Raw genomic sequence first — 24,424 nt, forward strand, 5'->3', positions numbered from 1 at the left:
TATCTCACTTATCCACAAGTCAAAAACAACAACATTCAAGCTAACTTTATTTAGTATTTTTAGTAACTTACCAGTCAAACATTGTCATTTCAACATGCAAATCGCTTGCAACTAGCGAGCAGTGAATTATCCAAGCCATCAATTGGCTCGCTAAGAACAAATCACACCTAGCTAACGTATTAAAAACGCTCAATTTTAAATGGCACATACGAGATATTCGAGAGTTTTTACATCTCGTTATTTATTTTGTGCTTCTAGACTTTGGCGTAACTCGTTTGGTTAGCAGTATCATAAGAAGCGATTATAAAAACTTGCTAAGGGCTGCGATGGAGCAAAGCTATCCCGCCATTAAACAAGCCGAGTGCAACATGGGCTATTTCGACACCAATATGACACTAGAGTGTTAGGGCGCGGTAATTTAACTGTTTTTACTTACAATGACTCTTTATCGATTACAACATGCTTTTTAGCACGCCATCTTTTCTTATAAAGTGATGGTAAAGCGCTGCTCCAATATGAACTGCAAGTACTGTAATCAGTAGCAATACAGCAAAACCATGTCCTTCGCGAAATACAGCAAAGTATTCGATGTAAGGCACCATTGCGGCTGGAATGGTGAAAAAGTCGAACACCACTATTGGTCGCGCTGCATAATGCTGCATCAACAGGCCGCTAGTCGGTATGATTAACATCAATGCGTAAAGCAGCCAGTGGCTGAATTTGGCCAGTTTGACTTGTATTGTCGACATCCCAGATGGCAAGCTAGGTGTCGATGACTTTATTCTAATAAGAAAGCGCAATAAAAGTAGCAAAAGTGCCAGCACACCAAATGATTTATGTAGCCCAAGTAAGGTAAGCTGCCAAGGCTCAAGCGCACGTACCATCGCAAGTCCTGCAAAAATCATGGCAAAGATAAGTAATGCCATAGACCAGTGAAGCACTCTCATCGCAAGATTAAATCGTGTTATTTGATCAGTCATTCGCTGTCTCCTCAAGCGCGCCCATCAATTGCTCCTTAGCCCTACGGCGATAAGACTCTGCATAGGCAGCAGAGCGCCCTCTTAGAATTGGATCTTCGGTTGCTTTAACACCGCTAGGTAATATCAAGGGATCAAAATTGAGCGCATGGCAGTTCCCCAATAATTGCGGTTGCCAATGCGTTATGAAGATCTCTCCTGCATCTACCTTCGCGCGGTTACTGGGCCAAAGTTTGGCTGGATTATTTTCATCATCTTCTTGCTTGGCAAATATAAACTGCCAATTGAAGCGTACAGCTCCTTTCTCTAATCGAGTTGCAAATTCTTGCTGTAACGCGTCTTTGCCTGTGTAAGGATTTTTACTTTCTTCATTTAATGGCAGCATTTTCCAGCGAATAGCCTGACGCTGCGCTTTTTCATCAACCAAATAAAACGCATTAATACTATGATAAGTCTCAAGGGCAAAACTCGAGCTTGGCGTGTAACTCGCTTTCCATGCCAAAAAATCCGCACTCTCAGGGTGCCCAGCAAAAAAGTCTTTTACTGCCTCTTTGCCCTGCTTCAGAGCAACAATTTGCTGATAAAAATCATGGGGATTCGTTACCGCCATCACTGGAGGTGTATTCATCGCAATATTCCAACGCTGAGCACCTGTTACGAAGCTCAGCGCAAAGCTCCTTACTGGTGCAGTCAACTCCGCAGCGTGCGGATTATTTCCAGCAATGGACAATCGGCCAATAAATGGATGCGTACCGGCTTTAAAAACGGTTGCGTTTGAGTATTGAGATAGCCGTCCATTCGATTTAAATTCTCCTGACACACAAATCCCTTTTGCGTGTGCCCTACGAAACCCTGGGAAGTGGTTTTGCCCTTGTTGCAAATCGACAAACTGCTGGGCGGTGACTTGCTCGGTTTGCGCTTGTATTAATGGTGAAAGTAACAACGCAACAGCAAGGCTCGCAACATAAACCCCCTTTGCTAACAAGGATACAGATGTGTATTTCACAAAACGGCTCCTAAGTTAAGCCAGTTTGCCGAATTAGTGACTTATATACAGCGCAAACTGGTCGTGAATAACTAATGCCATCAATAGACCTCTAGTACGAACGTTTCCTTTCATTTATTTTGATTGTAACCCTGATGTTTACGCTATGCTTTGTTATCTACCCGCCTATCGTTATTTAACTTGAGGCTATTTAACAGCACGGCGAAATTGCTTAAGCGGAGTAAATACTGTACTCTTGCCCGCCGCCCAATACAGAGTACAAAATCATGAGCTTTAGCCACCTAGGTTTAGCCCCAGAAATAAATCAAGCCGTTGTCGAACAAGGTTACGACAAACCAACTCCCATTCAAGAGCAAGCCATTCCCGCCATTTTAGAAGGCAGAGACGTGATGGCTGCGGCGCAAACGGGGACAGGTAAAACAGCGGGCTTTACATTACCTTTGTTGCAAAAGCTGATTGCCGGTACTAAGCCACGTGCGAACAACGTACGCGCGTTAATTCTAACGCCGACCAGAGAGCTTGCTGACCAAGTATGGCAAAGTGTTGCGCTGTACAGTAAACACCTACCTATCAGCTCTGAAGTTGTTTACGGCGGTGTGAAGATCAATCCGCAAATGATGAAGCTGCGTAAAGGCATTGATGTTTTAGTGGCAACACCTGGGCGATTACTCGACCTTTACCAGCAAAATGCTGTCAAATTTGATGACCTTGAAGTACTGGTATTGGATGAAGCCGACCGTATGCTAGACATGGGCTTTATTCACGATATCAAGCGCATCATCAAAGTATTGCCAAGCCGCAGACAAAACTTGATGTTCTCTGCCACTTTCTCTGAAGAGATTAGAGCATTAGCGAAAGGGCTAATTCATGATCCAGTAGAGATTTCTGTGGCACCAGCAAACAGCACCGCAAAAAGCGTGACTCAATGGGTATACCCGGTAGACAAAAGTAAACGTACGAGCTTACTCAAGCATTTAGTGCAAACGCATGATTGGCAACAAGTGTTGGTATTCACCCGCACAAAACACGGTGCCAACCGCTTGGTTAAGGATCTAGAAAAAGACAAGATCAATGCCGCAGCAATCCATGGTAATAAAAGCCAAAGCGCTCGCATGAAAGCCCTTGCTGGCTTTAAAAATGGTGAAGTACGTGTACTTGTTGCCACTGATATTGTGGCACGGGGCTTGGATATTCAAGAGTTGCCTCATGTCGTGAACTTTGACCTGCCAAATGTTTACGAAGATTATGTTCACCGTATCGGTAGAACAGGCCGCGCTGGTGCGACAGGTGAAGCTATCTCGTTTGTTACCCAAGAGACCGCAAGCGACTTATTTGGCATTGAACGATTAATTCAACAGTTGGTGCCACGTAAAGTGGAGCCAGGGTTTGAACCGCAACTTGCCGTACCTGAGTCAAAATTAGATACGCGCCCAATCAAGCCGAAAAAGCCCAAGAAACCGAAAAAACCAAAGGCGACAGACGCTGAGCAAGCACCTTCTGCTCAGCCGAAAAACAAACCTAAGCAAAGTTCAGGTTCTCGCAACAATAAACCGAGTAGCAACGGTAAACCTGCTGGTAATAACAATGGCAACCGCAGACGTCGCCCATCATCGTCTGCAAACAAGCCAAAGAGCCAACACGCTGGAGAAAAACGTACACCACGTCAGAAGCCCACTTCTGGCAATTAATAATTAATGGTGTAAGCAGGTGTAATAGCATTTGCAACACCTTCTCCTAAGCTAAAAAGGCTGTTAATCGTAACAGCCTTTTTTCGTCAAAGGAGCTAGACAATGAATATCTTGAAATTGATACTGTTCACATTGTTTGGTAGTACATTTTTAGCGCACGCTGGTACGCAATATGTGACCCAAGCTGCGAGCAATATCACAGAAACCTCCGCTCAGTTAAACGGCTATTCCGCCTCTACTATTGGTTTAAGTGGAGAAACGTTTGATTATGGCCCAACCACTAACTATGGCTACAGCGTACTCGCAACACCGGCTGGTGTGAATGGCCCGGTTAGCGCACAAATAGCGAACTTAGAGTGCGGCAGCGAATATCATTTCCGTTTTCGAGGAGATCCAAAGCCACCTCGCACCACCATTCAAGGCGAAGACTTAACCTTCACTACAGCCCCATGTGGCCCGACGATTTTTACTAATGTGTCGTTTGAAACGGGCGGACAATATTACTTCGTTGCAGAAAATAATGGCGGTAATACAGTAAACGCCAATCGTATTGCGATTGGCCCTTGGGAACGGTTTAATCTTATCGATGTCAACGGCGGTAACCTGTTTGATGGCGACACCATCCACATTCAAACAGCCACTGGCTATTACTTTGTTGCAGAGCAAGGTGGGGGCGCTGAGTTAAATGCCAACCGAACGGTGGCTTCTATTTGGGAAACCTTCACGATTGAGTTGCCGAATAACCCCGGCGCCTTGATCCAAAATGGCGATAAAGTGGCGCTTAAGTCAATCAATGGTCACTATATCCAAGCCGCAGGTAATGGTGGCGCGGGAGCCAATGTGCATCCTACCGTCATAGGCTGTAATGCCACTTATCCCTGTTCATGGGAAATGTTTAAGATTATTTTTTAACGCACTTGGCCGTGGTAAAAAATTTTATCACGGCCTTACACGCGCTATCCGTTCGAGCCATGTTATAATTGCGGTTTTAGAACTACAGAGACAGCGACTTTGACTCAGCCACTTTTTTCAAGTACCTCACTTTCCAGCGCCTTACTCGATAACCTCGCGTCATTGGGGTATCACACCATGACTGACATTCAAGCACAAACCTTACCGCTTATCTTGGCGGGTAAAGATGTCATTGGCCAAGGTAAAACAGGCTCAGGTAAAACCGCCGCTTTCTCTTTAGGACTATTACATAATTTAAACGTGAAACGCTTTCGCGTGCAGGCGCTTGTGGTATGCCCAACTCGAGAGCTTGCCGATCAGGTTGCGGTTGAAATTCGCAAGCTTGCCCGTGCAGTCCATAACATCAAAGTGTTAGCGCTGTGCGGTGGTGCACCTATGGGTCCGCAAATTGGCTCTCTTGAACACGGTGCGCACATCATTGTGGGCACGCCAGGGCGTATTGAAGAGCACCTGCGCAAAGGCCGTTTGTCGCTAGATGAAGTGAATACCTTTGTACTGGATGAAGCGGATCGCATGTTGGAGATGGGCTTTGAAGAATCACTACAGTGCATCATAGATCACTGCCCTACAGCACGCCAAAACCTGTTATTTAGTGCAACTTACCCGCCAAAAATAGAGCAGCTCGCGCAGCACATCATGAAAGATGCAGCCAAAGTCACGGTTGAAGCAACACATGACGATAGCTCAATTGAACAGTACTTTTACGAAGTCGACAATAACGATGCAAGATTGCCTGCGGTACAAAAGCTATTAATGCAATTTCAACCAAACTCAGCGGTGATCTTCTGCAACACCAAGGCAGAATGCCAGAACGTATGCGACAGCCTATATAGCCTAGGTTTTGATGCGGCTGCACTTCACGGTGACTTAGAGCAAAAAGACCGTGACCGCACATTGGTTCGTTTTGCGAATAAGAGCGTGACCATTTTATTGGCAACGGATGTCGCAGCCCGGGGTATCGACGTCGATCATGTAGATATGGTGATCAACTACCATATCGCCCATGACCCAGAAGTACATGTTCACCGCGTTGGCAGAACTGGACGTGCAGGCAATAAAGGCGTGGCATGCTCTTTAATGAGTTATAAAGAATCGCATAAAGTAAATGCCCTTGAAGACTATTTAGGCAAGACCATTGAGCCCAATACCCTGCCAAGCGATCAAGTATTAAATAACAAAATTAACCGAGCACCGATGGTAACCATTCAAATCGACGGCGGTAAAAAAGCAAAATTAAGACCGGGTGATATCTTAGGTGCACTGACCTCAAATCAAGCGTTAAAAGGTGACCAAATCGGTAAAATAAAAGTCACCGCGATGTCATCATACGTTGCGGTTGAGCGCAGTATTGCCAACGTGGCGCTTAAAACAATTTCAGAAGGGAAAATGAAAGGCCGTAACTTTAGAGCTCGCAAAGTAACAAAATAACAGGCCCCTTTCCTCTCTATGGTGGTCAACTTTTCCCTGACCACCACGACTTTAGATTATCTATACAATTACTCGCCTATTAATAACCTATTTTCACCACAGGGGTTTAAATCTACACCATGACCCCAAGGTCTTAGTTAAGCAAACACTTTAAAGGAGTTTATCTATGAAGACCTTAATCATTGGTGCCAGTGGTCAAATTGGAAAAATGACGACAAAGAAAATGCTGGAACAAGGCCATGACGTCGTGGCGTTAGTGCGCAATAAAAACAAGCTAGCTGATCTTCAGTCTGAGCAACTTACTATCATTGAGCAAGACCTTGAAGGCGATTTTAGCTCAGCCTTTGACAACGTCGAGCAGGTAATATTTAGCGCAGGCTCTGGTGGAGAGACTGGTGCGAATAAAACCCTACTTATTGATTTGTGGGCCGCCATTAAAGCCATTAACTATGCTGTGAAAGCAAACGTTAAGCATTTTATTATGGTCAGCTCTATTGGCGCCGACGATCCTGATAACATTGAAAGTGAAATCAAACCGTACTTGGTAGCCAAACACATGGCTGACCAACACCTACAGAGAAGTATTGTAAACTACACCATCGTCCGACCAGGTGCGTTACAAAATGAGCCTGCAACTGGGGGATTCTCCACTTCACGCCCTACAAATAGAGAAGATGCCGTAATAAGTCGAGAGAATGTCGCAGACGCGCTAGTTTACCTTGCCACTCAACATCCTCAGAATCTAACATTTGAGCTATTTAACGGCAAGCAGTCAGTCGAACAAACGCTGTGCTAATAGAGTAACTATGTCTCGGGGTTTAACGCCTCGGGGACAACCTACGTGCATTAGGTTGGGTAAATACCAAAAGGACGTTAAAAGTGGCTGTCCTTCTAATTTATTCTGTCCTTCTAATTTATTCTAATTGTTTCTATTGTTTTTGAGCAAGAAAAGTAAATCACTAAGGCTTAAAATATGGTAAATAACGCATCCGTATCTGTGTTTAACATAAAATGACTAGAAAAAGCCTCTTTACTTGTTTGATTTCATTTGTTAGTTTCTTTTTGGGTACAAAAAGAACCATAATTAATCAACAAGGAAAAAGTAAATGAAACTTGTATTAACTAAGAAAAAATTCAAAAATTTGTCTCACTCTAAACAACAGCTAGCAAAAGCATTGACACCAAATATAGCTGGCGGCAATAACGCATGTAGTCCAGCATCGAAAAGATGCCAGAATGATCAACAGCCTAGTGGAGAAGTTACTAGCGGCGGAGTTCCTGTTACCTTCTAGTTAGGGCTTGTGGTTTTATTATTTGGTAGTAACAGTTATAGCTGCATAGCAATGAAGGAATTTATTGGTAGGCAGCTACGTTCCTTAGTTGTAAAAAAGACAACGAAGAAAAACATTTACCGCTACGCTGACATAAAAAGCTTGCTTTAAAAAATGCAATTCTATATTATCCCTCTCTTGCTTTAACTTCCTCTCAAAATAAAGCAAACCTCAAGTAATGCCTCCTTGCCTTGATCCAGTAAGTCCGCATAAAAAATACAAGTAGAGCTTAATATAGTCAGGCGAAAATCATGCCAATTAAGAAAATTGGTATAAGCTGTCATACCCGTCTCGGGTCGTTGCGAGGACAGTGTCTTCTGTTCGCTAAACTGTAATGAAGCTCATCTACTATCAAAAGCATCAGCTAATTTGCTGTGCATTATAAAAGTGAGTTTTATTATGTCATATACATATAACGGAACAGAGATCCGTGTTGAGCAACCAATTCGCTCAATTTCGGTGAACAAATCTAAAGTGATCTTTGCTGACGGCACGGGCCGTAAGATCACACAATTCGCCAATGGCGGTGAAGCACGTCAATTTCTGAGCTGGTTAACTTCAGCTCAGTAATCGCTAAAACGTCGAGCTTGCTCGACGTTTGCCATCCTAATAAAACAAATGAACTAAATACTCAGATTCGCAGCTGTCTAATCGCTTTGATTAGGTCTTTGTCGCTGATTCGCGTTGACTTTAATTTGCCGATTAACTTTTTAGCACCTAGGGTATTTCCTTGGAGCATATAGAGCTGGCTTAAACGTAACCGTGCCCAGTTTTTATCTGGACCATCTGTACTGATCTCAAGTGTTAAATACGTTTGTAATGCTGCGATCCCCTCGTCTACATTAACCTCTGAAAACACCGCCGTCCGACCAATTTGGTAAAGCCCCGCAGCGTAATGCTTTGCTTCCTTAATTACTATTAAAGTTCTAAAAAACGCAAATGCACCATCGTAATGTTTGATACTCTGCAGCGCTATTCCAGCTTTAAACAACACTGTTTCATCAATAGTTTTGCGTTCGAGCAAGGTGTTAGTATATGTTATCAACGCTTCATCATTGCCAGTCTGCAAATAAAAGTCGATCCATAGTTTCATTGCGGCATGGGAAGATAAGGCTTCTATCGCCCTTATCTGTTGCACCGCCTTGGCCTCAGAGCCACCAGCAATGCTTGGTGCTGAAAGGTAGAAATAGAACAACCCTTGCTGCGCTTTGATATGCGTTGCGTCTTTGTCTATTGCCGCTAAAAACGCATCTTCTGTGTTGCTGGCATAACTCAGTTTTGAAAATATAGAAGCATGCTTTATCTGCTCTGCATTTACCTTGGCGTACCAATAATACTCATCCGCACTGTTGGGCTCGAGACGCAGTGCTTTTTCAAGGTACTCTTCTGCTTCATCAAATTGATTCGACACCAACTTAACTCTGCCAAGATAATAGAACGACTCATTTGGATGCGTTTCTTGCAGCGCCAGAAAAGCTTGCTCAGCATCCACTATCGCCTGTTGCGATAATAGTATTTTGGCATGCTTCAATGCATCGGTAATATTCGGCATCGCAAACACTTTTGGAGTTACCACTAGTATCATCATTAAGCAAAGTACTTTATTCATCCGAAACATTATTTGCTCCCCCTTGCTTGACGGTGATTAAGCTGTTTTTTGTAAAACAGGATGCCCAAGGTGCCAACCACAGCGGGTAACAACCATGGTACTAGCTGCCAAGCCCCAGGCATTAGCTGCGCTAACCAATGACGTCCACCCACCGCAAAAAATGCCGTATATACTGCAATCCCAGCGCCTAAAATGGTACTCATATGCTCCAGCACCCACTCTCGTGGTTTGAGTGTTGGTTTAAATATGTAGAACAACATAGTAGCGACGGTAGAGAACACAATAAGTGAAAATATTAGATAGAGCGTACTGCCAAATGTAAGCGCTGTGTACAACACTCGTCCACCCGTTGCCGCTAAGAGCCCAATCAGCAATAAATGAGACCCGCTTCTTAATCGCTCTCGGTGCTGTTTAGCCGCTAAAACCAAGCTCGAATGACGAATATTTGCCAACACCAATACTGACAGCATCAGTAAAAATTCACTTAATTGACGTTGCTTCAATACCAGCTGTTGCCCTAGCGCCTGATCAATGTGTTGAGAGGGGTAACGGATCGCCAATGGGTCGTAGATCACAATTAGGCACATGACAATGCCACTGACGGAAACTAGCCACATACACCAAGTAAATATTTTTCCCCATAGTCTATGCTGTGGGCTGCCTTTTACGGTCACGACTGGAACCCAAAATACAATTAGCGCAATAGCACCAATAATTATGTGCAAATACAAAGCAAACTGATGAACAATAAGCATAACAATTTCTCTTTTATGATTTTGGTCTTTAGCTTAACGTCACTACATTTGGAGTGCCTGTCCCAGACGTCATGATGTAAAACCATGACTTTTGGCCTATAGGCACAACCTTGTTACTTTGTCATACTTAGTGAAGAAAACGGCACGAGGACATAAGCGTTGGCATTCAGCACATTAATCGCAAATCGAGATATGAGAGACCTACTGGCGCTGATGACTTGGGTTGCCCTTTTCGCTATTTCAGTTTACATAACGAATCAACAGCCTGAAGCGCCCGAAATATCTCTCTTTAGCAGCTTCTTCTGTTTTTATGCGCTTGGCTATCTCATTGGCACCTGTGAGCAATGTAAACACAAATTACGATGGCTTGCGCTAGTCCTTATGCTATTTTCAGCTTTTGCCTGTGGCTGGATCCTGCAATTTGGATACCTATCCATTCTTACCATTATCTGGGTTGCCGTTGTCGCTTATTTGCTCCCCATTCGCGTATCAGCTTGCTCCACTCTCATCATCGTATTGGCCTGGTTTACGATGCAGAGTGTAAAGCAACAACATCTGCTTTGGATTGAGGGATTACTGTATGGCCTGTTTCACTTATTCGCCTTGCTATTAGCCACCACCCATCAACGAGAACAGCAAGCTAGGGTTGAGCTACAAAATCAACATGCTCAGTTGCAATCCACACAACACTTGCTTTCTGAGCTGTCGAAGCACTCTGAGCGCACCCGCATCGCGCGGGACTTACACGATCTGTTAGGTCATCACCTCACGGCACTCAGTATTAAGTTGCAAATAGCGCAAAGAATGACTGCCGACGCACCAGCCCAGCAGCAAATCCTAGAATGTCAAAGCGTAGCTAAGTTACTACTCAATGATGTACGAGATGCCGTGGATATGCTCAGACAGCATAGAGATATTGATTTTCATCAATCGCTTACCTTACTACTCCAACATACTCCTGAGCTAAAAGTGCATGCAACCATTCCACAACATATTGCTGTTGACGATAGCCATATAGCACAAGTGCTGCTGCGCTGTGTTCAAGAAGCAATAACCAACAGCCTAAGGCACAGTCATGCGAAGCAATTTTGGATTGTAATGACGCAAGATGAAGAAAAGCTTTTCGCCAATATGCATGATGATGGCTATATCAGTGAACAATGGCAAAAAGGGAATGGTTTAACGGGGATGTCTGAACGCGTATCTGAGTGTGATGGTCACTTGCATCTCTATGAGCACAATCGTGCCCTACACTATAAAATTGAACTCCCGTTAACTCCACAGTAAGGACGATATTGATGAAAGTAGTCGTGGTTGACGACCAGAAACTCGTAAGAGAAGGCATTGTCACTTTATTACAATTTAACGAAGAAGTTGAAGTGATTGCCCAGTACGACAATGGTCAGACGTTACTTGATGGGCTATCAGAGGTTTCACCTGATATTATTCTACTGGATCTATCCATGCCAATTATGAACGGTATCGCTACTTTGAAGCAGCTAAATAGTCGCGGTATAACGATCCCAGTATTAGTGCTAACAACCTTTGATGACCCCAAACTCGTTCTGGACAGCTTAAGTAATGGAGCCAAAGGCTTTGTACTCAAAGATATCGCTCTGGATTCGTTGGTGAATGCAATGAAAACCATCCTCAATGGTGAAACCTACTTTCAACCGGCAATTACAGAAACCCTATTAAAGTATGCACCAAAACTCGACAATGATTTTTCTGAGTTCAAAGCCACAGAGACGCTTAGCGTACGAGAAATAGAGGTATTGAGACTGGTTGCAAATGGTTATTCCAACAAGGAAATAGCCGAAGCCTTACACAAGTCAGAAGGCACAATCAAAAATCATGTCTCCAATTTACTTTCTAAACTGGGTGTGAGGGATAGAACCCGTGCGGTGCTATTAGCAATCGAGATGGGAATATTACAGTAGCTTAAACAAAGCGCACCAATTTACCCCTGAGCAGATTGGTGCATCGTCACGGCGCTTAGCAATAGTAAGCTTCAACCGTTCCTTTTGATTTAATTAGCAAAGGCTGACCTCGGCGATCTAGCGCTTTTGGCGCAGCGACTTTGATCCAGCCTTCACTAATGCAATACTCTTCAACATCGGTACGTTCTTTTCCATTAAAACGAATGCCAATGTGGTGCTCTAGTATTTCTTTAGCATAATGTGGGCTGCGAGGATTGATAGAAAGTCTATCTGGTAGTGCTGGTTTTTCGATTGAATCTGTCATCGTTTTTCTTCAATTATTTAAGCATGCTGTATTGTAGGTAATCCCACGCGTGCGCTCAATAGCTGAGCGTCTTATAATCGCAATTGAATTAAAAACTGTATCGATTTAAGAGCGCTATGAGGTCTCTGAAGTTTAGCTAACGTTATTACTTAGAAATGCCTTGGCACATTCACCCACGTATCGACGGCCAGGATTATCTCCACTCAACCATTCTTCCACAGTAAACAGCTCAAATAGACCTATTTTACACAGCGTTGGGATTGCAAGCTTTAGCTCGTCCTCTACTTGTCCTCGCTCACCAGCATTGTAAAGGTCAATGTTATGCAACATAGTTGCTACTGTACCCGTTTGCACTCTACTACCATCTTTTAATTGTACCGATGGTAAGCACTCACCTTCTCTTACTACCTTTTGATTTACCGCAGCCAACTGCTCAGTGTTTTCTACATTTTTCATCTATATATGCTTCCTATAAATAAAATACCCATCCCCCTTGCACTCTCCACTTTTCTCGATAAGATAAACAATGAAGTTAACACAAGGAAACAAGTATGAAACTTAAATTAAACAAAAAGGCGATTAAGTCCCTTTCAAAAGATTTACAAGACTTACCAATGGCGCAAACCCCAAATATTGCAGGTGCTGGCAATCCACCTTTATACCCAGAAAGCAAGTTCGATCAAGGCTGTCCTTGGTTTACACACTTTCAGGTTCGAACTTGTCCAAATCCGTATTAATGCGCCATTGTGGGTAAGTACTCTTACCCACTAAACTTGTTATAACACCTTTACCATAAAATACTTACAGCCATCTTTAGGGTAATGTTCTTGGATCCATTGGGTCTCATAGCCATGCTTTTCATAAAATGGCATTGCCTGAAAATTTAAGGTATCGAGTAAGCATTTCACGCACCCTCTTTGCTTGGCTGCCGCTTCTAGACTTTCTAGTATCTGTGAGCCGATATTTTGACCTCTTAGTGTCTCAGAAACCCACAAAGTATCAAGCAACAACCAGTTGCCAAAAGTACGCGCGGCTGCACCTGCAACAACCTCTCCTGACTCACCCTTTACTTCAACCGCCAATGGAAGGCGCTCTGTGACCTCCCAATTCACCCAGTTAAACTCGCTAATTTTACTACTTAAAAAATCGACAAAGTGTTGCTCAGGATTTTCTACTACGGATATTTTCACAGCTACGCTCCGGTTGACTACGTTGAACTAAGGTAATTGTTGTTCGTTTTAGTATTGTCACCTATCATAGTCAACAAAGTACCTATAAAGGAATCATCTATGATGAAATCAAAATCTAGCATTGGAAGCTCAATTGTATCTATTATCGTGATTGGCATTGTGTTACTTTTTTCCATCACATCTTGCACAAATCCAAGCACACCCGCAGGACATGAAGGCTATGTTTTTGAGCAACCGAGATTTTTTGGTTCTGGTGGTTACCAAGGTAGCTTAGTAGGTCCGAGCAACTATGGTTTTTCCCCGCTCAGAAATCAAGTCGTCAATATCGATATGCGCCCAAACACTTATACAGAACGCTTTGAGATCTTAGCCAAAGATGACTTGAACATCAGTTTTGATTTTCATGCAGTCATTGCAATTAAGCCAGACACAGTAAAAGATGTCGTTGAAAATTATGGTGCAGAGAATTGGTATCAGCGTTTTGTTCGCGAAACTTTCAGAACCTATGTTCGCGACGAAGTCCAACAATACGATAGTGGCGCATTAAAAAGCAAACGCGAACAAATTGCTGAAATCGTAACAAAGCGCTTAAAAAGCTACCTACAGTCAGCGCCATTTGATATCAAACAAGTGGTGATCGGTAACATTAATTATCCAGATATTGTAGCCAATGCTGTAGAAAAGAAACTCGCTGCGCAACAGCTGCTAGCAGAAAAAGAGACTCAAAAGGCCATTGCTAAAAAAGATGCTGAAATTCGGATTGAAGAAGCAAAAGGTATCGCTGAAGCGCAAAAGATCATCAACGCCACACTTACTGCAAACTACTTACAACATGAAGCGATAAATGCGCAGCTAAAAATGGCAGAATCTCCCAACCATACAACGGTTTATATTCCGGTTGGCACCAATGGCATTCCACTGGTTAAAGAGAGTCGATAACAAAGTACCAATAATTCGTTTGAGTTGGGAGTAACAATAGCAAGAAGGCCTGTTGTTGCTCTCAACCTAGGTTATTAAATAAACTCTTTTTCTGTCGCATTTACCAGCTGTTGAAATGCGCGAGTACTGCCTAGGAGCTCTCGCTTTACCTTATTCCACTGTGCATTGTGATGACCAAACCTTAATTGCCATTCGCGCTTTTCGTCCACACTTAAAGGGTGCAGCCTTGCGCCCAAGGCCATGAGCTCGTGCTCACAGCGCTTTTGCAGTTGCTCTATCTGCGCAATATGGGTATGAAATGTTTGCTTACCCGCGTCCTCGATTTCCCCTTTTAAGCGCAGCGGCAAACCATCTAACCAATGCTGATTTGCGACGGTCACCCAAGCATCGGGGACACTTTCGAGTAAAGCTATCTGCCCTATCTCGTTTTTTAGCAGATCAGGACCTGCAAACAAGCCAACAACGCTAGGGTCAATAACCTCTATATGTTTTGTTCTTGCCATTTTGGCCACTTGTGCCCAAGGCACATCAATAACATTTGCCGACGTCATACTGTAAAAATGACTCAAAACCTTAGAAGCAGGCACTCTTAGCACTACTCCTTTGAGTTTTTCAGGCAAATTAATCAAGCGGTTGAACTGTTTTGTGCTTGTTAGGGTGCGACCTCCAACGAGATGATGCATTAAGATATTCAGTTTTCCTTGTTCACTAATAGGCTTAATAACGAGTGACTGCCACTGTGGCGAACAAATTAAATTGAGAAACGCGCGATTTGAGCTCGCCCAAAATGGGATATTAAGGATATCTAGCACAGGTAACGCCCGAGACAGATTTGACACAGAGATAAGTGCGGCCTCCACATATCCACGAGTCACTGCCGCCATTAACTCGCGGCCACTTCCAAGCGAACCACTATGGTGAATATCAACATAGATTTTACCACGAGTCATAGACTCAACATTCTCCTTAAACACTTGATGCATGTGCGGGATAAAGTCACTTTAATCCGCAGGGTATGGGGAAGCTAATCTTAAAATATGGAGGGCAGCACTGCGCTTAGCCATTTCTTGTTCTCGTTCATCTTCTGAGAATAAATGTAGTGCAAGTACTTGGCTAACCGGAAATGAAGCACTCAAACATGCCGCTAGTGAAGCTTCAAGAAATTGACGTCTACTCTTGGACATGGGAGTACTACCTATATTCCATACCTTAATTAAAGATAGCTGAGTCGATCACTATTTCAATAAGCTTAGATGTACACCCAAATCAAAAACACAAAAACCTCACTTGTATTTAACAAAATTTATACTAGTCTATTTTGGATTCACCACAAGGAGTGTAGTGCTAGTTTATTCATCAAAAGCGATAGCTTTACTATCATTACTTTTGTCTCGCTAGGTGTTTTCTTAAAACAAAGCAAATTTAACGCAGTAATCACGTTCATATCGATTAATAAAAGGAGATTAACGATGAACAGAAGAAATGCACTAATCTGTGTTACCTTGGGATTTTGTGCCCACTTATCCGCCAAGACACCTCAACCGACCCTTTCGATCAACACTAACCTTGATTATGACGGCCTCATTACAACACCAACTGGAAAGGCTTATTTTGGTCAGCAATGGCTTGAAAATGCCAGTGAAGTCACTTTATACCCAAAAAATGGCAACAGCGCGCTTTGGACATTAACATTAACCTATTCTGATGGCAGACCGGCCGTAGGTAAAACCATTACTATAAATTCAACTTATAACACGCTCACCACATCAAGTTGGCGAGATAAAAATACGATGGCAAACCGTTTTCCGAGTGGTTCAAGAGCAACGGTAATTCAAAGAATAGACCAAGGGCTGTTCCGATTACGAGCTCCTTACGAAGCTTCAAGTCTAGTGACCGATGCTAATGGCCAAGTGAAAGTTACCGTAAATAACTTCCATAGCTGCGGTAATGAACAACAGCCAGGCTCTGATAAGTTAACAGCCTCAACTGGTAACTTGCAGGCTCAGCTAATCGTAAAATGCGCAGTAACAGGCTTAGTCAACATTCCAGACCGCGCAAGTGAAGGGCTTACTACAGCAGGTCTAGTTGGCCGCCACTTACACCCAGACTTGCTAAGTGCTTTACAAAATTTAGGACAAGCTTGGAAAAACGTACAAAACAAACCTGTCGGGATGCCAAATTATCTCACAATAACGGGAGCAACCATGCGCTGGGGTGGAATAAATCCTCCTCACTTTACGCACAAGTTTGGTGGTACAGTAGATATTCGTCCGATAGGAACATCATCAGGCCCAGTTAGCGTTGGTGACGCACACTACCATCGCCAAGCCACACAGACTATAGTTGACGCTTTGGTACAATTAGGCGCAACTAAAATTATCTTTGCCGATAATTTGAAAGGCGTTACAGATGTTAAATCAAATCATAAGAATCACCTACATGTCAGCTTCTTAACTGAACCTTTAGAACCTTGGCTTGCTCCTAATGATAACGAGCTTGATAGCGAAGGTGAAGCTTGGCATGACTACAGCAATATCTACGATACTAGCTATTTCGTGCCTCAAGTTAAATCGTTACAGGTTACCGACTTTCATTTTGAATTAGGAAAATAATGACGAATATCGCTTGGCTAATTTATCTCGCTATCTTTAGCATTTCGGCAAGCTTTGATTTATTAAGCTGCGAGCTCACTATGTCTAGCGATAAAGTAGCCTTAGCACCCTCTACTGAGCGGCCAGAGTGCCGCTTTGAACAATCAGACAATAATGAGTTAAAGCCTACATCGTTGCCGCACACGCATTTTATTCCACCAAACTATCCAGATGCTGCAATACCTCTCAATTTCGATAGGGTTCAGTCAGCCTGTAAACTTAAGAGTGACACCATCCATTGCCAGTTTGCTGACCGACAAGGCGCTTTGCCTTTAGCTAGTCAATACCAACGTGGTCGGTTAAGCTATGATCAGTGGCGCGTAGACAACCACTATTTTATTGGATGGACCTCGCACGACCCAGAAAAACCTGCCGGATTTATGGTACTTTCCACCACCAAACCCGCTTATTGGTTACCTGTGGAAGATGCTTGTAAAGCAAGGCTCAGCACACGAGTCGTGACGCTTAATAGCAAAGAGAATCTCTGTTTGAATCACCAGGGTGCTTGGCAGCGCAGTAACACAAAGTCACTACCTACGCCTTGCGAAAACCCATACTCTGTCGCTACCGATAAAAATGGGGTGTGGGCTTTGCAGCTAAACAATGAAAATCAAAGCTGGAATATTTGCCACTTTGATCACGCATTACAACTGGTGAAAGCATATCAATATCAACTTGATATACAGCAATCGCTAGCGCCATACAAGCTTGTACCTACGCCTTTTTCTCAGGTTACCGCCTTATTCGGCGAATATGACAATGCGCCAGCATACGCATTTGATATTAGCGCTGTTGAGCCGCTGTTTCCATCAACCTTCCCAAGCTCAATACGTCGTATACAAATCCCACTTACACAAGCTAAATATCGGTTAAGCCTAATAGCTCACTAACCTGCTTTAGCGATAACTCAAAACCCATGTGAGATTTTAAAAAATGCTGTAACGGTTCCAGATTATTTCTTCTTTCTCTCCCTCTCAAAACAAAAATTTCCATTTTCACATTCTCTGCACTTTTGCCTGCCAATTTTAAGACTCGAATCACAATAAGGTTTGGAATAACGATGAACAACGCGAACTTTCTACGTGCAATGGCACTTGTTACCGCGGTGGCAAGTTTACCAATAGCAGCACAACATAAGCCTCTACCACCTCCGCCTCCCGGCCAGCCACAACCTAGCTCGGCGCTGGATGATGAACTCTCACAAATTATGCGTGCTCGCGGTATTACTGGCAGAGTTGCAGGTGCACAACAACTGCCGAGGATCTCAGATCCCATTGCTCAGCTCGGCATGCAGTTATTTTTTAGCAAGGCCCTTGGGGGAGAAAAATCAGTCGCTTGTGCGAGCTGTCACGATCCAAGGCTCGGTGGTGCCGATGGCCTTTCGTTGCCAATAGGTACAAACGCAGTAGAAAGTGATGTGATAGGCCCAGGTCGCCAAGCAGTCAACGATGACATCAATATTCCACGTAACTCTCCCACCATTTTTAATACCGGATTTGCCAACAACGCTTTATTTTGGGACGGCCGTGTTCAACGTGTGACTATCACTGACGACCAAGGCAATGAAAGCAGTTTTATCAGTACGCCTGATTCAGGTTTTAACCAACCAGATGTAAACGCGGCAGATTCACTAGTTGCAACCCTGTCTCGCTTTCCTGTCACCTCTCGTGAAGAAATGCGTGGAGAGGCTTTCGAAAGTGCCGAAACCAATGAACAAGTCCGCTCACACTTAGCCCAACGCATTGGCGATTACGGTGATGAAGCCGGAGGTTTGGCCACCAACGATTGGCTTCAAGCCTTTAGAGAAGCATTCAACTCGCAAGCTGACGCGCAAACATTAATTACCTTTGATAGTATTGCCTTTGCGCTCGGCCAGTATCAAGCGTCATTTGTGATGGTGGATACCGATTGGCATCGCTATGCCCGTGGTGACCGTGGCGCACTTAACGATCAACAAAAACGTGGTGCTAAACTCTTTTTTACTCCAGTAACTGAAGGCGGTGCAGGATGTGTTGGGTGCCACAGTGGTGAACGTTTCACTAACGATGGTTTCTTTAACCTCGCCTTTCCACAGTATGGTATTGGTACACAAGATAATCAGGCCGATATCGGACGCGCTGCAATTGACCCTTCGCCTCGCAACCAATTTGCGTTTAGAGTCCCGAGCTTAATCAATGTTGCCCTGACTGCGCCATATGGTCACGCAGGAGCCTACGAGTCGTTAGAACAAGTGGTCAATCATTACTCAAACCCTGAGCAAACCGTCGAGCAATTTTTTCAACGTGGTGGTGCTTGTGGATTAAAGCAGTTTTCCTTAACCGCTCAGTGTGACACACTAAACCTACAAGCGAGAGAAAATAGTGAAGCGGCGTTAGCGTTACTGCGCCAGTCACCCTTTGTTGCCGCTAATTTAGCGCCACAACAAAAGCAGGATCTCGTTGCGTTTTTACATGCCTTGACAGACAAGTGTGCAAAAGACCAGCAGTGCGTAAGAAGGTGGGTGCCAAACCGTCGCACACCAGACCCTGATAATTTACGCTTGCATGCACAGCGTTAACCGGTGGAATAACAACAACCATGAAAATGACCATTCGCGTCAAACTATTGCTGATAATTTTGATAGCCAACACCACATTGGTGCTGGCTATCTATATCGCCAATAAATTAGCATTTGAAAAAAGCTTTACTGCCTATCTTGAAAATACCTCTCGGGCACAACTCAAAAATGTGGTAACGCAAGTTGCTGAGACTTACGCACGCCATGGTTCTTTGGACTGGGTGTATCGAGGCTCAGAGGATTGGGACGGCATAGTACGTAGCTTCTATGGTCTTTCTGAGGATGAGCGACCGCGAGACAGGCTACATTCTCGTCCACCACCAAGACATCGTGAAAGAGGCGAAGGAGGGCCACGAAGACGTGATGGCCCTCCACCGCGTTTTGACAATAAAAAACGCCTGCTGATCAAAGACGCACAAGGCAATATTATTATGGGCACACCGAAAAGTAAGCAGACTTCGTTGTGGTTCCCAGTCTATCAAAGCGACCACTTGGCGCAGCCTAAACGCGAACAGATTATCGCCTACTTAGGTGTCGAGCAAAGTGGCTTGGTACGCAATGACTTCGACCAACTGTTTGCAGAGCAACAACGTAAACAGTTCATCATCATTGCGCTCGTCGCCCTGTTGGTTACTTTAGTGATTGCCGTGCCTTTTAGTAAATATATGGTCAACCCAATCGTGTTGTTGCGCCGCAATGCAAAAACACTGACACAAGGAAATTACGATGCTCGCGTCAATATCGCGAGTAAAGACGAACTCGGTTTGCTTGCCAGAGATATGAACCGTTTGGCAGACACATTAGCGCAGAACCAAATAGCTAGGCAGCAATGGATAGCGGATATTTCGCACGAGCTACGCACGCCGATTGCCGTGATCCGCGCGGAACTTGAGGGCATGATTGATGGCATTATCGCAAGCGATCCTGAGCAACTGGTGTCCCTTAACGAAGAGATCCAACGATTGACTCGGCTGGTGGACGATTTACATCAACTATCGCTGTCAGACCGCGGTGCACTTACTTACAACATGGATAAAGAAAACCTTTACGACCTGCTCTCACGCACGTTTGCGAAAAGTAATCACCAAATTGAAAAGCACCATCTTGCTTATTCCTTGCAATGCGATGAGCATATTACCTTAGAATGTGACGAGCAGCGCCTTGGGCAGCTATTCGATAACTTGTTGCAAAACACCTTGCGTTACACAGACTCCTCAGCTGAACAACCGGGAAATCTCGATGTAAAAGTCATACAACGACAAGATAAAACGATAATTTACTGGCAGGACAGCGCACCTTCTGTGCCACAAGAACAGCTAAACAAACTATTTGATAGACTCTATCGAGTAGAGGAAGCGCGGAGTAGAAAAACGGGTGGCTCTGGCCTTGGTTTAGCCATTTGCCAAAGTATCGTTGCTGCCCACAACGGAAAAATCACTGCGGACTTGAGCGAACTGGGTGGTCTCGCTATTATTATTGAACTGAAAAGATAATGAGTTTCCCCCGTGCCAAACAAACATATTTTAATCGTCGAAGATGAACCAAAACTTGCCGATATTTTAAGTAAGTATTTGGCTCAAGCCGAGTATACCAGCCACTGTGTTCATGATGGCGCTTTAGCTGAAGAGGCTTTTAAACAACAGCAACCCGCCCTTATCTTACTCGACCTCATGCTGCCTAACCTTGACGGTATCGAAATTTGCAAGCGGATCAGAGCTTATTCAAACGTGCCAATTGTCATGATCACCGCCAAAGTAGAAGAAATCGACCGTCTCCTTGGTCTTGAAGTGGGTGCTGATGATTATGTGTGTAAACCCTATAGTCCAAAAGAAGTCGTCGCAAGGGTCAAGGCAATTTTAAGACGCGTGACGCTAAATGAGCGCGGCACAGTGTCAGAAACCGAGAGCAAACTTAAATTAGACGAAGAGAGCTTGTTTGTCTCCTTCCTCGACGCGAGAGCGACGCTCACTTATGTCGAGTTTATGCTCTTAAAGGCAATGTACGGACACCCATGCCGAATTTATAGCCGCGACTTATTGATGGATCACATCTACGATGACAGCCACATTGTTAGCGACAGAACCATAGATAGCCATATCAAAAATATTCGTAAAAAGCTGCAAAGCATCGCGCCTAAATACGACTTTATCCACTCCATTTACGGAGCGGGATATAAGTTTGAGGCGCAGGAACGTAATTCCTAGTCTCTAACCCACAATGGCGTTGGGTTATGCACTAATCCAACGCTCACCTGAGGCTTAATTCACCGCTACACCCCATTCCCTTTTATTGGTAAACTCCAAAAAATAACTAATAATTATAAAAAGGAATGGGCATGAAAAGGCTTGCTTTGGCAGTCATAATCACATTAACAGGCTGCAGTAATAGTAATGTTGTAGAGCGAATAAAATCTGAGTCTTCCGTGGTAAAACATAGCTCTGTAGAAGGGTATGAAGATAGATATTCCAACATCTACAATAAGTTTAAAGATTATCCAGTGACTTGCGAAGAAAACTGCTATCCAGTCACCCAACAAATTCAATGTCAGTCCGAAATGCAAGATTGCACTTACGTTGGCAACAACCCCACTCTCTCGCTCAATACTGGTTTTGCTATCCAATGGCTCGGACATGCGAGTTTTAAAGTCAACACCAAAGATGGACAACAGTTTTTGTTTGACCCTGTCACGGCTCAATTTGACTGGCCTGTAAACTGGGCGTTTCGCCTCTCAGAAGGGTTTAATCGCAATCAACCTGCACAGCTCAGTCAAACAGAGTTACAGCAAACCAATGCCGTAATGTACTCCCACATTCATTACGATCATTTTAACAAGAGTGATATCGAAGCGATTGGTACTGGACCAAATTACCTCACCCCGCTTGGATTTGCAGAGCACTTTCCTGAAGATGGATACAAGGTTTCTGAAATGGAGTGGTATTCAAGCAAACAACTTGGTGAAGTAACCGCACACTTTGTGCCTGCAAATCACTTCAGCAGCCGTATTTGGGTGCCGTTTTTATACGAAGATCATGGCGCTGCACTATGGGGTGGCTGGATATTAGAACACCTAGGCAAGACTCTATTTTTTGCTGGAGATACTGGATATTCACCGCACTTCAAAGACATTCAAGAAAAATACGGTGATATTGATGTGTGCCTACTTCCAATTGCCTCATACTACAGCGAAGAACATCCTGATTGGTATCGTAAAGTACACACCACACCAGAAGATGCACTGACTGCCGCAAAAGAGCTGGGCTGCAAGGTTATGGTGCCGTGGGGCTACGGTAATGCTAGTTGGAAAATGGGAGATAGAACTTCGCATTCAGCGCTTTTCCGCTTACTGCATATGCAACAAGTGCTAAAAGCCCAAACGCCACTGTATATTTTAAATGAAGGTGATTCAGTGCACCTATAACCTTATGCTAGCGCACCAAGTCTCTAATTGATTTGGTGCGTTATAAAGCCTCCTATTTTCTAGCTTTTCTCAGTGATGGTTAATTATGCTTTTTATTGGCTAAAAAGTGGTATAGATGACAACAAAAAACAATTAATAAAAACAGATACAACAAGTAGTTATAAGGCCTATTCCGGTTTTGTTCAGGTTAATGTGTTATAATTACAAAGTGTTAATTCAAGGAGGCACCATACCCGAGTGAGCAGAGCCAAACTAAGTCAAGACGAAAGCTTATCTTTTAAAATCAACTATCAACTCCTTCCCAAAGAGACAAACCAACTCGACCTGTATTTTTCAATCCCAACCGATATGGGGATTAATACCAACACGTTGAACGAAGTAGACTATTTTAATGCCAATATAAAAAGCCACAGTGCATATTACTCGGAGCAGCTCCACCTCCCCTTGGTACGTAGCCGCTTTATCAGCCAAAGCAAAGGTCAAAAAACGGATTACCGCGTTAATCTAAATCTATTTTGCTACCAGATCCGCATTGCGCTAGATGCCGATGTAAAGCAGACATTGAAGCTAAAAGAGGCTGATGAGTTTTATCCAGCTGCACAATTATTGGTGGAAGAAACCGAGCGCCTATTGAAAAAACTCAGGCGTTACACGCCACCAGACAATAAGCTTAAGCCTTACTATCAAAACGCAGATAACTACCTCAGCTGGCATACTGAGCAAGCGTTTTTGAAACTCCTCTCCAGCGGGCCTAAGTCAAGCGACTTTAGTCATGAGCGAAGCTGTATTGTTAGTTTCTGTCAACGAGAAAGCCAATACCGCGAGGAGCAGAGCTACAACTCGCAAGTCACGTTGGACGACCCAAACCGCATTACCAATAAAATGAAATTGCTTGAAAGGCTCATTGAATATGGCGTTGTTTTTAACAAACAAACCATCGACTTAAGTACCAATCTAAAGCGTTTAGTTCGCGGTGTGGTTACTGGTATTATCATGGCCTTCGTGATGTTTATTGTGCTCAACGCCCGCTCTAACTTTCAAGAAGTCACCGTCGCCCTTATCGCTTTGCTTGGGGTAATTTATGGCCTTAGAGAAACATTCAAAGAAGACTTAACCCAGTGGGCATGGCGTCATATTCAACGTGGCCGGCCAAAGTGGCGCAACAAGTTTAAAAACTCAGTGACGGACGCCATCGTTTGTACACAAACTATATGGCTGGAACATATTCGTAAAAAAGACCTACCAGAAGACGTTGATAAGCTACTAAAGAAGCGTCGACAGCAAAATAAACAAGCGGCGCATCTACTGCATTTTTGCTGTAAAAACCAAGTGCATATCGACGAGTTTTTACCCGGTTACGAAGAAGTGCAACAACGTATCACCTTTAACATGAGTTCGTTTGTACGCTATCTGAAAAAAGGTGCAGGAAAGCTTTATAGCCTTGAAGGGAAAAAGGTCTCGAAAAAGTCAGTTGAACGTCGCTATCAAATAAACTTGGTAATGCGGTTTAAATCTTCTCAGGGAATCCAGTTAGAAAGATATAAACTCACCATGAACCGCTCTGAAATCGTCGCCATAGAGCTTATGGCAAGCGATTCCGTGTATATTGAAAACGACGCTTAAGCACAGATGTAGTTTCGAATAACCGCCGACAAAATG

26 protein-coding genes are annotated in these 24,424 nt (G+C 43.8%); 17 read left to right on the forward strand and 9 right to left on the reverse strand.

Annotated features, from left to right (window positions below):
• Positions 1–452: 452 nt before the first annotated feature.
• Both EXT48_RS12550 and EXT48_RS12555 read right to left on the reverse strand, forming a co-directional pair.
• Positions 453–980, reverse strand: a complete 528-nt coding sequence (locus EXT48_RS12550) for a cytochrome b (RefSeq protein ID WP_130164657.1) — start codon at positions 978–980, stop codon at positions 453–455.
• Complete coding sequence (locus tag EXT48_RS12555) at positions 973–1,983, reverse strand: catalase family peroxidase (RefSeq protein WP_130164658.1); 1,011 nt, start codon at positions 1,981–1,983, stop codon at positions 973–975. Before EXT48_RS12555 ends, EXT48_RS12550 begins: the two co-directional genes overlap by 8 nt.
• Before the next feature lie 266 nt (positions 1,984–2,249).
• On the opposite strand from EXT48_RS12555, the gene EXT48_RS12560 reads away from it, so the two are divergent.
• The 6 genes from EXT48_RS12560 to EXT48_RS23715 all read left to right on the forward strand — a co-directional run bounded on the left by EXT48_RS12560 (position 2,250) and on the right by EXT48_RS23715 (position 7,972).
• Positions 2,250–3,671, forward strand: coding sequence for a DEAD/DEAH box helicase (locus tag EXT48_RS12560; protein ID WP_130164659.1), 1,422 nt, complete (start codon positions 2,250–2,252; stop codon positions 3,669–3,671).
• 102 nt (positions 3,672–3,773) lie between these two features.
• Positions 3,774–4,583, forward strand: a complete 810-nt coding sequence (locus tag EXT48_RS12565; RefSeq protein WP_010370681.1) for a peptidase S8 — start codon at positions 3,774–3,776, stop codon at positions 4,581–4,583.
• 99 nt (positions 4,584–4,682) lie between these two features.
• Positions 4,683–6,071, forward strand: coding sequence for an ATP-dependent RNA helicase DbpA (dbpA, locus tag EXT48_RS12570; RefSeq protein ID WP_130126731.1), 1,389 nt, complete (start codon positions 4,683–4,685; stop codon positions 6,069–6,071).
• Between the two features lie 166 nt (positions 6,072–6,237).
• Entirely contained in the window at positions 6,238–6,867 is a 630-nt protein-coding gene (locus EXT48_RS12575; protein WP_130164660.1) for an SDR family oxidoreductase, read from the forward strand.
• Between the two features lie 310 nt (positions 6,868–7,177).
• Entirely contained in the window at positions 7,178–7,363 is a 186-nt protein-coding gene (locus EXT48_RS12580) for a hypothetical protein (protein ID WP_130164661.1), read from the forward strand.
• A gap of 438 nt (positions 7,364–7,801) precedes the next feature.
• Positions 7,802–7,972: a hypothetical protein gene (locus EXT48_RS23715; RefSeq protein ID WP_099642116.1), complete on the forward strand. Its 171-nt coding sequence runs from the start codon at positions 7,802–7,804 to the stop codon at positions 7,970–7,972.
• Positions 7,973–8,033: 61 nt separating this feature from the next.
• Here the strand turns inward: EXT48_RS23715 and EXT48_RS12585 are convergent, their stop codons facing one another.
• Together EXT48_RS12585 and EXT48_RS12590 are read right to left on the reverse strand one after the other, a co-directional pair.
• Positions 8,034–9,020, reverse strand: coding sequence for a lipopolysaccharide assembly protein LapB (locus tag EXT48_RS12585; RefSeq protein ID WP_130164662.1), 987 nt, complete (start codon positions 9,018–9,020; stop codon positions 8,034–8,036).
• Positions 9,020–9,766, reverse strand: coding sequence for a hypothetical protein (locus tag EXT48_RS12590; RefSeq protein ID WP_130164663.1), 747 nt, complete (start codon positions 9,764–9,766; stop codon positions 9,020–9,022). The genes EXT48_RS12585 and EXT48_RS12590 overlap by 1 nt, the downstream gene beginning before the upstream one ends.
• A 159-nt stretch (positions 9,767–9,925) precedes the next feature.
• On the opposite strand from EXT48_RS12590, the gene EXT48_RS12595 reads away from it, so the two are divergent.
• Together EXT48_RS12595 and EXT48_RS12600 are read left to right on the forward strand one after the other, a co-directional pair.
• A complete protein-coding gene (locus EXT48_RS12595; RefSeq protein WP_130164664.1) occupies positions 9,926–11,053 on the forward strand; it encodes a sensor histidine kinase in 1,128 nt (375 codons plus the stop codon).
• Between the two features lie 11 nt (positions 11,054–11,064).
• Complete coding sequence (locus EXT48_RS12600) at positions 11,065–11,706, forward strand: response regulator transcription factor (protein ID WP_010607256.1); 642 nt, start codon at positions 11,065–11,067, stop codon at positions 11,704–11,706.
• 55 nt (positions 11,707–11,761) lie between these two features.
• Here the strand turns inward: EXT48_RS12600 and EXT48_RS12605 are convergent, their stop codons facing one another.
• Positions 11,762–12,010 (reverse strand): DUF3297 family protein, encoded by a 249-nt coding sequence (locus EXT48_RS12605; protein WP_102056316.1) that lies wholly within the window; start codon positions 12,008–12,010, stop codon positions 11,762–11,764.
• 132 nt (positions 12,011–12,142) lie between these two features.
• Positions 12,143–12,466 carry a hypothetical protein gene (locus EXT48_RS12610; protein WP_010607258.1) on the reverse strand — a complete coding sequence of 108 codons (324 nt, stop codon included), beginning with the start codon at positions 12,464–12,466 and terminating at the stop codon, positions 12,143–12,145.
• A 95-nt stretch (positions 12,467–12,561) separates the two neighbouring features.
• Between EXT48_RS12610 and EXT48_RS12615 the strand changes: the two genes are divergently transcribed.
• Positions 12,562–12,747: a hypothetical protein gene (locus EXT48_RS12615; RefSeq protein ID WP_010607259.1), complete on the forward strand. Its 186-nt coding sequence runs from the start codon at positions 12,562–12,564 to the stop codon at positions 12,745–12,747.
• 39 nt (positions 12,748–12,786) lie between these two features.
• On the opposite strand, the gene EXT48_RS12620 is transcribed toward EXT48_RS12615, so the two are convergent.
• A complete protein-coding gene (locus EXT48_RS12620; RefSeq protein ID WP_130164665.1) occupies positions 12,787–13,200 on the reverse strand; it encodes a GNAT family N-acetyltransferase in 414 nt (137 codons plus the stop codon).
• A gap of 102 nt (positions 13,201–13,302) precedes the next feature.
• On the opposite strand from EXT48_RS12620, the gene EXT48_RS12625 reads away from it, so the two are divergent.
• Positions 13,303–14,139: a prohibitin family protein gene (locus tag EXT48_RS12625; protein ID WP_130164697.1), complete on the forward strand. Its 837-nt coding sequence runs from the start codon at positions 13,303–13,305 to the stop codon at positions 14,137–14,139.
• 74 nt (positions 14,140–14,213) lie between these two features.
• Here the strand turns inward: EXT48_RS12625 and EXT48_RS12630 are convergent, their stop codons facing one another.
• Together EXT48_RS12630 and EXT48_RS23870 are read right to left on the reverse strand one after the other, a co-directional pair.
• The gene (locus tag EXT48_RS12630) at positions 14,214–15,122 is read right to left on the reverse strand and encodes a TRAP transporter substrate-binding protein (RefSeq protein WP_276320165.1); all 909 of its coding nucleotides are present in this window, start codon (positions 15,120–15,122) and stop codon (positions 14,214–14,216) included.
• Positions 15,123–15,140: 18 nt separating this feature from the next.
• Positions 15,141–15,323, reverse strand: coding sequence for a hypothetical protein (locus tag EXT48_RS23870; RefSeq protein WP_240703385.1), 183 nt, complete (start codon positions 15,321–15,323; stop codon positions 15,141–15,143).
• 285 nt (positions 15,324–15,608) lie between these two features.
• On the opposite strand from EXT48_RS23870, the gene EXT48_RS12635 reads away from it, so the two are divergent.
• The 7 genes from EXT48_RS12635 to EXT48_RS12665 all read left to right on the forward strand — a co-directional run bounded on the left by EXT48_RS12635 (position 15,609) and on the right by EXT48_RS12665 (position 24,388).
• On the forward strand, positions 15,609–16,751 hold the full coding sequence (locus EXT48_RS12635; RefSeq protein WP_130164666.1) for a hypothetical protein: 1,143 nt from the start codon (positions 15,609–15,611) through the stop codon (positions 16,749–16,751).
• Positions 16,751–17,680 (forward strand): hypothetical protein, encoded by a 930-nt coding sequence (locus tag EXT48_RS12640; protein WP_130164667.1) that lies wholly within the window; start codon positions 16,751–16,753, stop codon positions 17,678–17,680. The genes EXT48_RS12635 and EXT48_RS12640 overlap by 1 nt, the downstream gene beginning before the upstream one ends.
• A 170-nt stretch (positions 17,681–17,850) precedes the next feature.
• Positions 17,851–19,347, forward strand: a complete 1,497-nt coding sequence (locus EXT48_RS12645) for a cytochrome-c peroxidase (RefSeq protein ID WP_130164668.1) — start codon at positions 17,851–17,853, stop codon at positions 19,345–19,347.
• Positions 19,348–19,367: 20 nt separating this feature from the next.
• Entirely contained in the window at positions 19,368–20,840 is a 1,473-nt protein-coding gene (locus EXT48_RS12650; RefSeq protein ID WP_130164669.1) for an ATP-binding protein, read from the forward strand.
• 12 nt (positions 20,841–20,852) lie between these two features.
• Entirely contained in the window at positions 20,853–21,551 is a 699-nt protein-coding gene (locus tag EXT48_RS12655; protein ID WP_039492087.1) for a response regulator, read from the forward strand.
• Positions 21,552–21,682: 131 nt separating this feature from the next.
• Entirely contained in the window at positions 21,683–22,765 is a 1,083-nt protein-coding gene (locus EXT48_RS12660; RefSeq protein ID WP_130164670.1) for an MBL fold metallo-hydrolase, read from the forward strand.
• Between the two features lie 237 nt (positions 22,766–23,002).
• Positions 23,003–24,388 carry a hypothetical protein gene (locus EXT48_RS12665; protein WP_045989600.1) on the forward strand — a complete coding sequence of 462 codons (1,386 nt, stop codon included), beginning with the start codon at positions 23,003–23,005 and terminating at the stop codon, positions 24,386–24,388.
• The last annotated feature ends 36 nt before the right edge of the window (positions 24,389–24,424 follow it).

The organism is Pseudoalteromonas sp. CO348 (genome assembly GCF_004208845.1).
In the GTDB taxonomy this organism is placed as follows: Bacteria; Pseudomonadota; Gammaproteobacteria; order Enterobacterales; family Alteromonadaceae; genus Pseudoalteromonas; species Pseudoalteromonas maricaloris.

Coding starts and splice junctions, on each gene's coding strand:
- EXT48_RS12550 (WP_130164657.1), bottom strand. CDS start 980: ATGACTGATCAAATAACACGATTTAATCTTGCGATGAGAGTGCTTCAC.
- EXT48_RS12560 (WP_130164659.1), top strand. CDS start 2,250: ATGAGCTTTAGCCACCTAGGTTTAGCCCCAGAAATAAATCAAGCCGTT.
- EXT48_RS12565 (WP_010370681.1), top strand. CDS start 3,774: ATGAATATCTTGAAATTGATACTGTTCACATTGTTTGGTAGTACATTT.
- EXT48_RS12575 (WP_130164660.1), top strand. CDS start 6,238: ATGAAGACCTTAATCATTGGTGCCAGTGGTCAAATTGGAAAAATGACG.
- EXT48_RS12580 (WP_130164661.1), top strand. CDS start 7,178: ATGAAACTTGTATTAACTAAGAAAAAATTCAAAAATTTGTCTCACTCT.
- EXT48_RS23715 (WP_099642116.1), top strand. CDS start 7,802: ATGTCATATACATATAACGGAACAGAGATCCGTGTTGAGCAACCAATT.
- EXT48_RS12585 (WP_130164662.1), bottom strand. CDS start 9,020: ATGTTTCGGATGAATAAAGTACTTTGCTTAATGATGATACTAGTGGTA.
- EXT48_RS12590 (WP_130164663.1), bottom strand. CDS start 9,766: ATGCTTATTGTTCATCAGTTTGCTTTGTATTTGCACATAATTATTGGT.
- EXT48_RS12600 (WP_010607256.1), top strand. CDS start 11,065: ATGAAAGTAGTCGTGGTTGACGACCAGAAACTCGTAAGAGAAGGCATT.
- EXT48_RS12605 (WP_102056316.1), bottom strand. CDS start 12,010: ATGACAGATTCAATCGAAAAACCAGCACTACCAGATAGACTTTCTATC.
- EXT48_RS12610 (WP_010607258.1), bottom strand. CDS start 12,466: ATGAAAAATGTAGAAAACACTGAGCAGTTGGCTGCGGTAAATCAAAAG.
- EXT48_RS12615 (WP_010607259.1), top strand. CDS start 12,562: ATGAAACTTAAATTAAACAAAAAGGCGATTAAGTCCCTTTCAAAAGAT.
- EXT48_RS12625 (WP_130164697.1), top strand. CDS start 13,303: ATGAAATCAAAATCTAGCATTGGAAGCTCAATTGTATCTATTATCGTG.
- EXT48_RS12630 (WP_276320165.1), bottom strand. CDS start 15,122: ATGCATCAAGTGTTTAAGGAGAATGTTGAGTCTATGACTCGTGGTAAA.
- EXT48_RS23870 (WP_240703385.1), bottom strand. CDS start 15,323: ATGTCCAAGAGTAGACGTCAATTTCTTGAAGCTTCACTAGCGGCATGT.
- EXT48_RS12635 (WP_130164666.1), top strand. CDS start 15,609: ATGAACAGAAGAAATGCACTAATCTGTGTTACCTTGGGATTTTGTGCC.
- EXT48_RS12640 (WP_130164667.1), top strand. CDS start 16,751: ATGACGAATATCGCTTGGCTAATTTATCTCGCTATCTTTAGCATTTCG.
- EXT48_RS12645 (WP_130164668.1), top strand. CDS start 17,851: ATGAACAACGCGAACTTTCTACGTGCAATGGCACTTGTTACCGCGGTG.
- EXT48_RS12650 (WP_130164669.1), top strand. CDS start 19,368: ATGAAAATGACCATTCGCGTCAAACTATTGCTGATAATTTTGATAGCC.
- EXT48_RS12660 (WP_130164670.1), top strand. CDS start 21,683: ATGAAAAGGCTTGCTTTGGCAGTCATAATCACATTAACAGGCTGCAGT.